The sequence below is a fragment of the Alteromonas sp. NFXS44 genome (assembly GCF_040148705.1).
Taxonomy (GTDB): Bacteria; Pseudomonadota; Gammaproteobacteria; order Enterobacterales; family Alteromonadaceae; genus Alteromonas.
Genome location: NZ_JAGDEA010000005.1, coordinates 887,389 through 900,816, shown reverse-complemented (window position 1 = coordinate 900,816; position 13,428 = coordinate 887,389). Strand labels below are relative to the sequence as shown.

At 46.7% G+C, this 13,428-nt stretch carries 11 protein-coding genes; 7 read left to right on the top strand and 4 right to left on the bottom strand.

Annotated features, from left to right (window positions below):
- Position 1 precedes the first annotated feature (1 nt).
- The 7 genes from mrdA (at position 2) to lipA (ending at position 7,242) form a co-directional block, all read left to right on the top strand.
- Positions 2-1,915 (top strand): penicillin-binding protein 2, encoded by a 1,914-nt coding sequence (gene mrdA, locus J3369_RS09240; RefSeq protein WP_349585971.1) that lies wholly within the window; start codon positions 2-4, stop codon positions 1,913-1,915.
- Positions 1,912-3,027, top strand: coding sequence for a rod shape-determining protein RodA (gene rodA / locus J3369_RS09235; protein ID WP_119501118.1), 1,116 nt, complete (start codon positions 1,912-1,914; stop codon positions 3,025-3,027). Before mrdA ends, rodA begins: the two co-directional genes overlap by 4 nt.
- A 6-nt stretch (positions 3,028-3,033) precedes the next feature.
- Positions 3,034-3,888, top strand: a complete 855-nt coding sequence (locus tag J3369_RS09230) for a septal ring lytic transglycosylase RlpA family protein (RefSeq protein ID WP_349585969.1) — start codon at positions 3,034-3,036, stop codon at positions 3,886-3,888.
- A 247-nt stretch (positions 3,889-4,135) separates the two neighbouring features.
- Entirely contained in the window at positions 4,136-5,284 is a 1,149-nt protein-coding gene (locus tag J3369_RS09225) for a D-alanyl-D-alanine carboxypeptidase family protein (protein WP_232373553.1), read from the top strand.
- An 82-nt stretch (positions 5,285-5,366) separates the two neighbouring features.
- Positions 5,367-5,630 (top strand): DUF493 family protein YbeD, encoded by a 264-nt coding sequence (gene ybeD, locus J3369_RS09220; RefSeq protein ID WP_119501115.1) that lies wholly within the window; start codon positions 5,367-5,369, stop codon positions 5,628-5,630.
- Between the two features lie 72 nt (positions 5,631-5,702).
- A complete protein-coding gene (lipB, locus tag J3369_RS09215; RefSeq protein ID WP_474845973.1) occupies positions 5,703-6,287 on the top strand; it encodes a lipoyl(octanoyl) transferase LipB in 585 nt (194 codons plus the stop codon).
- The gene (lipA, locus tag J3369_RS09210; protein ID WP_119501113.1) at positions 6,280-7,242 is read left to right on the top strand and encodes a lipoyl synthase; all 963 of its coding nucleotides are present in this window, start codon (positions 6,280-6,282) and stop codon (positions 7,240-7,242) included. Before lipB ends, lipA begins: the two co-directional genes overlap by 8 nt.
- Positions 7,243-7,369: 127 nt before the next feature.
- Here the strand turns inward: lipA and J3369_RS09205 are convergent, their stop codons facing one another.
- From J3369_RS09205 to J3369_RS09190, 4 genes are all read right to left on the bottom strand, one after another.
- Positions 7,370-8,497: a M14 family metallopeptidase gene (locus J3369_RS09205; RefSeq protein WP_349585966.1), complete on the bottom strand. Its 1,128-nt coding sequence runs from the start codon at positions 8,495-8,497 to the stop codon at positions 7,370-7,372.
- 105 nt (positions 8,498-8,602) lie between these two features.
- On the bottom strand, positions 8,603-11,743 hold the full coding sequence (locus J3369_RS09200) for a TonB-dependent receptor (protein WP_349585964.1): 3,141 nt from the start codon (positions 11,741-11,743) through the stop codon (positions 8,603-8,605).
- An 83-nt stretch (positions 11,744-11,826) separates the two neighbouring features.
- Complete coding sequence (locus J3369_RS09195; RefSeq protein ID WP_349585962.1) at positions 11,827-12,867, bottom strand: FecR family protein; 1,041 nt, start codon at positions 12,865-12,867, stop codon at positions 11,827-11,829.
- Positions 12,860-13,423 carry an RNA polymerase sigma factor gene (locus tag J3369_RS09190; protein ID WP_303574258.1) on the bottom strand — a complete coding sequence of 188 codons (564 nt, stop codon included), beginning with the start codon at positions 13,421-13,423 and terminating at the stop codon, positions 12,860-12,862. The genes J3369_RS09195 and J3369_RS09190 overlap by 8 nt, the downstream gene beginning before the upstream one ends.
- Positions 13,424-13,428 lie beyond the last annotated feature (5 nt).

The window sequence follows — 13,428 nt, the reverse complement described above, 5'->3', positions numbered from 1 at the left end:
CATGGCCCGTAAACGTCAGGCGATTCGTGACCATACAGCGGAAGCGAACCTGTTTGCCCGCCGCGCCGCTGTTTCACTGCTTATTGTGTTTGCCATGCTCGGTATCGTGGTGAGTAACCTCTACGTACTGCAAGTGGAACAGCACGATGCTTATCAGACCCGCTCCAACGGTAACCGCATAAAGGTTCTGCCCATTGCGCCTAACCGGGGATTGATTTACGACCGCAACGGTATTTTGCTGGCTGAAAACCGGCCGGTATTCAGCCTGGAAGTCATTCCTGAAGAAGTCGACAGTCTGGACGACACCCTTGACAGCCTGTCTGCACTCATGGGGATCACGCAGGAAGAAAGGGACAATTTTCTCAAAATATACCGCGGGCAACGACGGTTTAAGCCCATTGCTCTGCGTACCCAGCTAAATGAAGAAGAAGTGGCATTGTTTTCTGCCCAGCAACACCGTTTTCCGGGTGTTTCTGTGGAAGCCCGTCTTTCGCGCTACTATCCCTACGGTGAAACGCTTACTCACGTACTTGGTTACGTAGCAAAAATTAATAAGAAAGATTTACAGAAATTGCAGGAAGCCGGTCAGGAAGATAACTACGCAGCTACCTACGACATCGGTAAACTGGGTATCGAAAAATACCATGAAGAAGACTTACACGGCCAGGTCGGTTATCAGCAGGTAGAAGTTAACAGTCAGGGACGGATAATCCGTACGTTGAGTGTTGATCCGCCGGTGCCAGGTAAAGACATTGTGCTGAATATTGATCTTGCCCTGCAGCTGGCTGCAAAAAAAGCGCTGGATGGTAAGCGGGGTACTTTGGTCGTTTCGGCGCCTGATACCGGCGGTGTACTGGCCATGTATTCCAGCCCGAGTTACGACCCTAACCTGTTTGTCCACGGGATCAGCAGCAAAAACTACAGTGCCTTACTTAATTCCCCTGACCGGCCTCTGATTAACCGCGCTACGCAGGGACAATATCCGCCGGCTTCCACTATCAAGCCTCTGCTTGGTCTGGTGGGCCTTGAGGACGGTGTCATTACACCAAAGACCACTATCAATGACACCGGACGTTACAAGCTCCCCAACGTCAGCCATGTGTGGCGTGACTGGAAAAAATGGGGGCACGGGAAAGTGAATGTTGAGCGGGCCATTATGATGTCCTGCGATACTTTCTACTATGACCTTGCCTACAAGCTCGGTATTGACCGCATCAGTGATGCGATGTCTGAATTCGGTTTCGGCGATTACACCGGCGTAGACTTGTACGAAGAATCCGACGCCAATATGCCAAGCCGCGGCTGGAAACGTGCCCGTTTTAATCAGCCTTGGTACATCGGTGATACGATTCCTGTAGGGATTGGCCAGAGTTACTGGACCGCGACACCGATCCAGTTGAATCAGGCAATAAATACACTGATAAACCACGGCGAACGGTTTGTTCCGCAAATTATGATGGGATTCATGAGTGAAAATGGCGAGGTCTCGCAGGAGCCTTTAAAAACCATGCGTCCGATTATGGTGAAAGAAAGAAAAAACTGGGACCTAATGCTCAGTGCCATGCACGATGTTAATCATTCAGATGAAGGTACCGGCCGCAAGTCATTCTCTGATGCCCCTTACCAGTCCGGGGGTAAATCCGGTACAGCACAACTTTTTTCAGTGGGCCAAAACGAATCTTATAACGAAGAAGAGGTTTCTGAACATCTTCGTGATAATGCCATGTATGTGGCCTTCGCCCCTTACGAGCAACCTGAAGTCTCTGTGGCGGTTGTGGTTGAGAATGCCGGTGGCGGCAGTTCCAATGCCGCGCCGGTAGCCCGTCAGGTTATTGACTTTTTCTTCCGCGAACGGGACTTTATGCAGCCTGATTACGTACCGCCGGAGCAAGCGTCAAAGGAACAGGCTGAATGAAACGTACAACGATAAAGCAAAATCAGTCTACTCTACTCGAACGGCTTCATATTGACGGCTGGCTGTTGCTGGGATTGCTGGTTTTAATGGTGGTCGGCCTGTATACCCTTTACTCGGCCTCCGGTCAGGATCCCGGCCAGATGGAACGGCAGTTTGCCCGTCTCGGTATTGCCATGGGTGTGATGTGCGTCATGGCGCAGGTACCACCTATGGCCTACAGGCGGTTATCCACTTACGCGTACATTGCCGGCTTGCTGATGCTGATTGCTGTGCTTTTATTCGGCGACGTGGGTAAAGGTGCCCAGCGGTGGCTTGACCTCAAATTTGTTCGTTTTCAGCCATCGGAACTGATGAAGCTTGCCGTACCCATGATGGTGGCGTGGTATATCAGTAAATTTACCCTGCCCCCCCGTCTTATTCAGATAGGCATTGGCTTCACTCTGGTTATCGTACCCACAATCCTCATCGCTAAACAACCGGATTTAGGGACGTCACTTCTCATTGCCAGTTCGGGCATTTTTGCTATTTTTCTGGCAGGCATGAGCTGGCGTCTTATTGGTATTGTTGCCGCCATGGGTGGTGCGTTTGCACCGGTAATGTGGTTTTTTCTGATGCAGGAATATCAGAAACAGCGGGTAATCACATTTCTAAACCCTGAATCCGATCCTCTGGGCGCCGGATATCACATTATCCAGTCTAAAATTGCCATTGGTTCCGGCGGCCTTCAGGGCAAAGGCTGGTTGCAGGGAACCCAGTCACAGCTTGAGTTTCTGCCGGAACGTCACACCGATTTTATTTTTGCAGTTTTCAGTGAAGAATTCGGTCTGACCGGCGTCATCGGATTACTCGCGATTTACCTGTTTATCATTATTCGCGGCCTGATCATTGCCAACCGTGCTCAGGACGCCTACAGTAAGTTACTGGCGGGTTCGATAACCCTGACCTTCTTTGTTTACGTGTTTGTAAATATGGGTATGGTGTCAGGCTTACTGCCCGTAGTAGGAGTGCCACTGCCACTGGTTAGTTTTGGCGGTACGTCAATGGTGACATTGATGGCAGGTTTTGGCATTCTGATGGCAATCGGAACACAAAAAAGATTCTTATCCCGATAACCGGTTATGTGCGCTAAATACTGTATCTTACTGCTATGTGCAGTCGTGTTATGCGGCTGCCAGTCTTCAGGTCGCTATGCCCAGCACAGCGATTCAGCCCCAACGTTTGTGTATGACGAGCCGGATTACACTGACGCAGATCCGCAATACGAACCTTACCGTGAATGGAACAGCCGCCCCTATGAAGTACTGGATAAGCGATATTTTCCGTTGCAATCCGGTAAAGGTTTTGTGGAAACCGGGCTGGCTTCCTGGTACGGCCAGAAATTTCACGGGCATCTCACTTCTAACGGTGAAACCTACAACATGTTTGCAATGACAGCGGCACATAAAACCTTGCCGCTGCCCTCATTTGTTAAAGTGACTAACCTGAGTAATGGCAAAACAGCCATTGTGCGGGTAAATGATCGTGGTCCCTTTCATTCCAGCCGGATTATCGACTTGTCTTATGCCGCAGCGAAAAAGCTGGATTACCAGCAGCACGGCACGGCAAAGGTGAAGCTGGAAGTGATTCATTTTGATGAGAACAATCAGGTGACTGTAGGCAATCAGCCTACTGTCAGCTATGAACAATATGCCGGCATTGTTCCTCTGCCTGAAGAGCCGGAAGCTGAGCCGGTTTCTGCTGCTGACGACGGGCTTTATATTCAGGTCGCCGCAGTAAGTGATCCTGAACGTGCCAAATCAGTATCTACCGTCCTGTCCCAACTTTATCAGGTGCCTGCTGAAATACCGCTAATTAATAATATCTACAAATTACGACTGGGCCCGCTGGCTGACCGCTTTCAGGCAAAAATGCTGCTGGATGATTTGCAGAAAAATGGCTATCCCGGTGCTTATACTGTGGGCGGCAACCTGTAAATATGGCATTCATCTGCCGAACTTGTGGATTTGCCGGGTAAATCGGTCAGCAACACTGTAATCCGGTAGACTTTTAAGGTACAAATCAGCATCTGAATCACTTTGCTCTTTATATAAGGAACAAAGCTGCACTGACTCTGGTCCAGGCTTGTTGCTTACGTTAAAATTCAAAACAGTTTATCTTAAATAAAAAACGGTAATTGATATTCCCATGCATAAAATTATAAATCGCGCTAAACCGTCTTTCATGCTCACCATGTTTATCATGATGTGCATGTCTTATGTTGCCAAAGTCCACGCCAACGTCGTGATCCCGCCGCCGCCAAGTGTTGCCGCTGAAGGCTTCGTGCTGATGGATAACGAAACGGGTCAGGTTATCGCAGAGAAAAATGCAGACATGCAGTTGCCGCCTGCAAGTCTGACTAAAATGATGACGACGTATGTCATCGGAAAAGAGCTGGAAGCCGGCAATATCAGCATGGACGATGAAGTAACCATTTCTGAAAATGCATGGGCGAAGAATTTTCCGGAATCATCAAAAATGTTCATTGAGGTGGGTACACAGGTAAAAGTGGCCGACCTGGTTCGCGGTATCATTATTCAGTCCGGTAACGATGCCTGCGTTGCTATGGCTGAACATATCGCCGGTTCTGAAAGTGCTTTTGCCAGCATGATGAATGCCCACGCGCAGGCGCTGGGTATGTCTTCTTCACATTTTGTGAACAGTCACGGCCTGCACGACCCCGATCACTACGTAACGCCGCGGGACATGGCGCTGTTGTCTCAGGCGCTGGTCGCTGAGACGCCGGAAATCTACGCGATTTACAGCGAAAAAGAGTACACCTACAACGGTATCAAACAGTACAACCGTAACAGCTTGCTGTGGGATCAGAGCCTGAATGTGGATGGCATTAAAACCGGTCACACTTCTGACGCAGGCTATAGCCTCATCACCTCGGCCAAACAAGGTGATATGCGTTTAATTTCTGTTGTGATGGGCACAGACAGTGAACGCGCCCGAAAAGAAGAAAACAAAAAATTATTGCGTTACGGTTTCCGTTTCTATGAAACTGTAACCCCTTATAAAGCCGGTGAAAGCTTCGTTGCTCACCGCATTTATATGGGTGACCGCGAAACTGTAGACCTTGGAATTAATCAATCTACCCCCATTACCATTCCCCGTGGCCAGGCAGGTAACCTGGAAGCCAGTTTTGAGTTAGATAAGAAACTGGAAGCGCCACTGGCAAAAGGCCAGGTGGTTGGCACACTTTACCTGCAACTGGACGGCGAAGACGTTGCCAACTATCCCCTTGTTGCTTTGCAGGAAGTGAATGAAGGTGGTTTCTTCGATCGTATGGTTGATTATGTCATGCTGCAGCTTGGCTGGGACGAATAACCGGTCAGTAGTGCTAGTTGATCAGCGGCCAGATTGTTATAATCTGGCCGTTTTGTTTATATAAAGAAGTAAGGATATCGTAATGGATACCCGTTTCGATGAGTTGCTGGATTTTCCCTGTTTCCAGACGTTTAAAGTAATGGGTGTAGCCCATGAAGAATTACCGCAGCAGGTGATTACCTGTCTGCAGCAGCATTCGCCGGGAGATTACTCTCCTACCGTTAAGCCCAGTGCTAAAGGTAACTACCATTCTGTGTCGGTGAGTGTCCGTGTAACCAGTAAAGAGCACATGGAAACCATTTATACCGAGCTGGCTAAAATTGAACTGGTCAGGGTTGTATTGTAAGTGACCGCAACACATCATCCTGTAATTGTCCGTCAGTTAGCCCGTCAGTCTTATTTGCCGGTGTGGCAAAAAATGCAGTCGTTCACCGATGAGCGTGACGCAGACACAACCGATGAAATCTGGCTGGTAGAGCATGACGCTGTGTTTACCCAGGGTCAGGCGGGTAAAGCCGAACACATATTGATGCCGGGAGATATTCCTGTAGTCAACGTAGACCGTGGCGGTCAGGTTACCTACCATGGTCCCGGCCAGCAGGTTATTTACCTGATGCTGAATATTAAGCGTCGAAAACTGGGTGTGCGGGAGCTGGTGACGGCGATGGAAGATGCAGTGGTTGCATTACTGGCAGACTACGGTGTAGAAGCCCGCGCTAAGAAAGATGCCCCCGGTGTGTACGTTGATGAACGGAAAGTGTGTTCCTTAGGATTACGGATCCGTAAAGGTTGTTCATTCCATGGACTCGCACTCAATGTTAATATGGACTTAGCTCCGTTCAACCGGATTAATCCCTGCGGCTATGCCGGCATGGAAATGATTGATACTGCGCGGTTAGCAGGGCCTGATTCGCTGGAAATTGCAGGCCCGGCTCTCACGCAACACCTTCTGAATATTCTAAATATTCAGGAAGTCATAAACAAAGAAGGTTTTGATGAGTAACGCACGTCCTAAAGCCGGGGTAAAACTCCGCGATGATGAGAAAGTAAAACATATTCCGATTACGATCGTCCCTACCGAAAAAGAGGAGATGCTTCGTAAACCGTCATGGATCAAGATTAAGCTTCCACGTACAACTGATCGTATTGACGAAATCAAACAGACGCTGCGTAAAAACAAACTGCATTCCGTATGTGAAGAAGCCTCCTGCCCTAACCTGGCTGAGTGTTTTAACCACGGAACTGCCACCTTCATGATTTTAGGTGATATTTGTACACGTCGTTGTCCTTTCTGCGATGTCGCTCACGGAAAACCATTACCGCCCAGTGCCGAAGAACCGGAAAAACTGGCTAAGACCATTGCGGAAATGAAGTTGAAATACGTGGTGATTACTTCAGTAGACCGTGATGATCTCAGAGACGGTGGTGCTCAGCACTTTGTTGATTGTATTAATGCAATACGTGAACACAGTCCGTCAACCACCATTGAAGTACTGGTACCGGATTTCCGTGGCCGTATGGATCGTGCACTGGAGATTTTCAAAAGCGGTGTTCCGGATGTATTCAACCATAACCTTGAAACCATTCCTCGCCTTTACCGAGAATGCCGTCCGGGCGCGAACTATCAGTGGTCTCTGGATCTGCTGAAGAAGTTTAAAGCTCAGCACCCTGACGTGAAAACCAAGTCCGGCCTGATGATGGGCATGGGTGAAGAGAACGAAGAGATCGAAGGTGTACTGCGTGATTTACGTGCCCACGACGTGGACATGCTGACTCTGGGTCAATACCTGCAACCTTCCCGTCACCATTACCCGGTGAAACGTTATGTGCACCCGAACGAATTTGATGCTCTTGGCGATTACGCGAAAGATATCGGCTTCGTGCACGCGGCATGCGGTCCTATGGTTCGCTCAAGCTACCATGCTGACCAGCAGGCAGCCGGTAAAGAAGTGAAGTAAGTTTGCTAAACAAGCTGAGATGATTGATGCCAGTCAGTTTGGCTGACTGGCATTTTTATGCCTTGTAAGTACATTGACAGTTCAACTTGTACTCCCCTTCAGGGTCAATAATGTAGAAAGTTAGTTTTTACTCTACATAATGATATTCTTCAGGAGCGTAAGACAACATGCTTGTCATTAACGTTTTAGCTGCTGCAGTGGCAATATATCGAACTTTTTCTCTTGGGGTATTATCACCCACCTCGTATGTAATGGCAGGTACCTTGTAAGTGTCAGCGATAAATTGTTTATAAACACCGTTATCCGGATTAGATCCTGGCTTAATCGTTACCTTGAAAATGCCATTCGTATAATCCTGCAAATCTTTGAGCCATGACGATGTTAAATTCTTAGGAGCCAGCTCGTAACCTTCAGGCATAGTATAAAACACATCATAATAGGTCGAATGAAAATCTACTGAAAAGACTATCTTGCCCCCCTTATCAGTAATAGCTTTGAGCTTTTCTTTCACAAGGCGACTTTCTACCTGAGTAAACTTATTCCAATCACGATTCAAGTCCTGATCTTCACTGGTATGACGCCAATTTCCTGCTGCTACCCCATCTGGATTGATATTCGGAATCCAAAGAACATTAAAGCGATTAAAGAAGCGATGAGACAATGGGCTCTCTTGTAAAATTTCCTCAGAGAAATCGAGGAGTGCCTGTGCCCCCGTAATTTCCGGAGGATGCTGTCTACCCAGTACGACTAACCATTCATTATTATCAGCCTGATGGCGTGTGAAAGCATGGATATCCTTTCCTTGTTTGGACTTGCCCAGAACAATAAATTCCAGCTCATTATGAGTACGGGCAAGGGCCTTCTGCCACTCTATATAATCCTGATTTCCAATCGGATGTTGTCCAGCAACGTAGACCATTTTTCCTGCAACGCCGGGTACATCGAACATCACCTTATTATCAGCTGTATCAAAGGGGAGTGATTGCCAATGTATACCATCGCTACTGTATTTGGGCAGGTATCGAGGAAGATAGCCATTTACTGCTAATGTAACCGGAATAGAATCCGATTGGTTAGATGTCACACCAAAATGATACCAGGGGCTAGGATTTATCGACGTATTTTCCGGCTCCAGGGTAAGTTGATAACGGCCATCGGCAGTCTGTTCACACTGGCCCATGCGTCCCATGGGGAGGGCATCAGAAAAACTCACCTGTTCAAAATCGCAACCAAATACAGCGGTAGATAAAAACAAGAACGATACGATACTACATCTTCGAAGCATAAAATTATGTATCCTGAATGACCCTGAGCAGAAATCTGCCCAGGGGTTATTGTTACTATATAAATTGAAAGAGGTTTAGAAACGTTTAGACAGGGTCAGATATAAGTAACGACCACCGGAAGAATGTAATGAACTGTCATAACCGAACGTACTGCTGCTGAAGGGTGGATCCTTATCCTCCAGATTTCTAGCACCAAAGGTCAACTTTGTCTTATTCAATATTCCATTACCTTCGTCATCAAAGCTATAGTTGACGTATGCGTCTATAGTAGACCAGCTATCAATGGTGTAGTAGATCGTATTACCCTCGGTATCCGAGTAATACAGTCCTGTATCGATAACCGAGCTGATATATTTGTATCTCACACCAGCCCCCCAAGACTCGAGCTGCCATTTAACACCCAGATTTCCGCGCCACTCAGGATGCCCTCCCTGACGTAACAAGCTACCGTCGCTCCCCCATAACTCAACCGTCTCTCCGTTGTAGAGTAACGCTTCATTACCACTTTCCTGTGCAGCAACAACTGTATTTGTCATCCAATCCACCCCCTGATCAAACTGGCGGAGGTTTGAAGCGTTTAAATCAAAGCTAAAGTCACCAATATTGGTTTCTAATTGATAAGACGCGCTATAGTCAATACCTGCAATTTCCCGCGGAAGCAGATTTAGATAATCATTCGCTACGTACTGAATTTCACCGCTTTCATCACGCACAACATTTTCATTAGACGAGCCTTCAGAGCGCAGCAACGCATCATAAAGAATTTGTGTTTGGCTACTCAAAATTCCAACGATATCGGTTTGATTGATTTTCCAGTAATCGACAGTTAGTACCAGATTTTCTGCAGGAACCACAACCAAGCCGACTGACTTATTGGTACTCTTTTCAGATTTTAGTGTATCGCTACCATTACGTAATTCCAGTGTACCTTGCCTGACACCATAAACTGGATCTGAGCGGGTATTGGAACGTGCAACGTCAACTGCATTAATTTGTGGCAGACCGGGAGCCTTGAAACCTTTTGAGTACGCGGCACGCACCTTAACCTGCGGGTTGATCTGCCAGGACATGGCTACTTTCGGTTTCAGGACATCACCAACATCAGAGAAACTTTCATAACGAGCTGCCAGTTGCATATCAATACGATCAATTAACGGTAAATTTGCAAGCACCGGAATGGCAAATTCGGTATAAGCTGAAAATACATTACGGCTACCTTCGGAATCAGGAGTGGGACTACTACCTAATACCCTACTGGCAAGGGCGTTTTCATCACCAGTAATATAATCAACAAAACTTGTGGTTCCATTGAGCAAATCGCTGCGTTTATCAAAGAAACTCTCGTAGCGATACTCAACACCGGTGGCGAAACCCACGTCCCCTGCGGGCAGCGAAAACAGTGACGCATTAGACAATTTGAAATCCCAGAGCGCCAGTTCAGTTTCGGACTCACGTTCGATATTAACCATGAAACTGTCGATAACGTCCTGACTATTGACGGTATCATCACCAATTGTCGGACTACTCAGGCTTCCGCCACTAAATACATTGTAGGCCGTTGCTACGTCCGTACTGTTCACTGCTTGCTGGAATAAGGTCGTATCAATACGGTTGGCCTTATCAAGCGTATTGGCCTTTGAGTATAACATTGCGCTATCCCAGTCCCAGTCACCGAAATAGCCCCGTAAACCACCCAGTAAGCGATAGGAATAGTCTTTTACGTTGATTTCTCGTGCACCAGTATCAATCGGGCGATAGCGCCTTAACGTAACGTCTTCACCGAATGGGTTATAATAAGCATCCGCTGCAATAGTAAAGCGCTGTGCAGTTAAGTTACCGCTTTGTTCACGAAGCCGATCGGCTTCGGCCTGGTAGTATAGTGCCTCGCCGTATAGCTCAAGTTCATCGCTCAGTTGATGCGTCACCAGGGTATATAAATTATAGCGACTTACCGCTGAACTGAGTGATCGCTCGGAGTTAGAGTCGTAGCGTAAATCCCGCGTATTGCTACCCGAATCAGCACACACGTTACCTTCCAGTTCTACTACACAGCCTGAATCTGACGAGGGTTGTATATGAAAAGTGCCTAACGTATCTGAACTAAACTCCCCCCAGGGAGTACTGGTAGTACGACCATCAAGATCGGTATCACCCAAAAATTCATCTGGTACTTCTTTATATTCGCGGTTATCGGAACTGGCGGAATACGCGCGTTCAGATGCCATAAGCATACCGCGGTCATAAATTGAACCGCTCAGCGTCACATGAGTCTTGTCGTCATTAAGGTACCAGCCACCAGAACCAGACATACTGACCGTTTCGCGATCTGTACCATCGTTCACGCCATAGTGTATATTAACTACACCGCCATCGTTTTCATCTTTGAGCGCATAATTAATGACTCCGGCAATAGCGTCTGTTCCGTAAATAGCAGCCGCACCATCTCGCAGAACCTCTACACGTTTTAAGCCGCTAACTGGCAATGTATTTGAGTTAACGGTAGTAACAGGTACCAGATCTTCAGCCTGAGTGCCTGGGTGTAGCACTAGTCGACGACCATTAAGTAATGTTAACGAGTAACCCGTGCCCAATCCGCGCAGGTTAATCGACGATACATCTCCACGGGCATCATTTACACCACCAACAACACGCTCACTGTTAAAACTTACCGCACCTTGCTGAGGTAGTTCAGACAATAATTCGGCCCCGCTGGTTATGCCGCTATCTTCAAAATCCTCCGCAGACAGAATAGTAACCGGTAGCGTTCCGCGATCTTCCTGACCGCGAATATTCGAACCCACTACCTGAATTTTTTCAATCGAAGATTCTTTGGCTACTCTAGCGCTGTCAGCTCCGGCCGCAGCGCTTTTTGCTTTAGCGGTCGAAGGCTTTTTTGATGCAGACTTAATAATAAATGTCTGTGCATCCTGCTTAATCAGAGTTAAATCACTGTTGGCAATGAGTGAGCGAATCGCCTCTTCAACGCTGCTGTTTTGGTTCATTGCTTTAGTGGTAATGTTCGGTAATTCATCTGGGGAAAACAAAATTTGAACCTTGTTTTCTTCAGCGAGTTCAAGCAAAGCTTGCTGTAATGGTTGGGCAGCCAGGTTAATCTGAACGGGGGTATTCTGTTGAGCAAGGGCAACTTGGCTACCCATTGCTAACGAGAGGTTAAGTGTTAAAAGACTGAGTGTGAATCGCCTCTTGCGCATCATAAGTTATTTTCCTTTATATTTTTATATGAATTTATTTCCTCATGAAGGTATACGCAGTCGGATAAAAATCCCTCCTGATTATTTCAGCTTTTTTTTGCCTCAATTAAGATTTGTTGGGAATGTGTTGTCACGCGAATAGGTAATACTTGCTCGAGCGCCTTGAACAAACTGTCCTGATCAGTTAGTGAATAAACACCACTGATTCGCAGGGATTTAACTTCATCATCTAACAAAATAATATGCTTGGGTTGGTATCGATTTAGCTCTGCAACCACAGTTTCCATTGACTCATTGTCGAATCTAAACAGCCCGAATCGCCAACTTTGTAATCTGTCTACTTTATCCGACTGATCCCTGGAAATAAGTTGTCCCTCACCAGAAAAAGCGCCAATAGTGCCGGCAGTCAACAAAATATCATCACTCTTATGTTCGAATGCTATGTGCTGTTCGCTAGTAGGGTGTACTGCAACCAGCCCTTCTTTAACCGCAATTTGCAATGACTGAGATTGCTTGCGAACATTAAACTGGGTACCAATAACGCGAATGGTGCGCTCGCCAGTATCAATCATAAAAACCTTGGAGGGGTTTTTAGCAACTGCAAAAAATGCTTCCCCTTGAACCAGTATCACTTTACGCACAGAATCATTGAAATCGAGCCTAATTTCTGTATTAGTGTTCAGCTCAACCAGGGAGCCATCTGGCAGCATTACATTTTTTACTTCACCAATTCGAGTTTTATAATTATCTGCAACTCGATTAGCCGCTACGATTTGTTGCGGTTGTGCATTTGGAATTTCAGCGGCTATTTCGCCTTGCTTCTTGAATACAGAGCCAGGAAGCAAAATTGACAAAATTACTGCCAGCGTAATCATTGCACTTGCAGCGATACTAAACGCAACCTTGTATCCGCGCACCTGCAATTTAGCTTCTGTCTCCTCGTACAATTCACGACTGGTATCCCAAACATCGATCATATAGTCAAACTCATTCTGATGTTTCGGATCGGCGGCACACCAATCGCGAATAGTCTGTTCTTCAGTCGCACTTAAATCCCCTGAATAGACACGGGCAACATATTTTGCAGCTTGATACTGAATCAAATCCAGAGAATCAGGTTTACTCATGTTCACCCACTCCCTTTCTGACAGCTAACAATGCTTTGGCTACATATTTTTCTACAGTGCTTACAGAAACGCCCAAAATATCACTGATTTCACGATAACTTTTTCCATCCACACGACTCAGCAAAAATGCCTGTTTATACGGCAATTTTATTCCGTTTAATATTTCCTGAATACGACGTAAGCGATGCTTACCTTCAAGCTCACGCTCTGGCGAATAGAGATTAGTGAATATCGTCACATCTTGTTCTCCCACGTGTTGTTGGCTCTGCCTGGCGTCATTTCGGCGCTTTCTATCAATTAGCAAATTAACAGCAATTTGGAACAGATAACCACGAACAGTATCCAGCCGGCCTTCGACAAGTTTAGTCAAGTTATCTACTTTGAGCAGACGTTCACAAACCATTTGCATGACATCCTCACATTCATGCATAGGTAAGTTAGATCGTACGCGAATAAAACGGCGTAACGCACTACCGTGTTCTTCCAACAAGGAAGTAACCAGTTCACTATTGTCATTAGCATTTTTGACCAATTTTTTCAGGTAGATTACTTCCAAGCCTC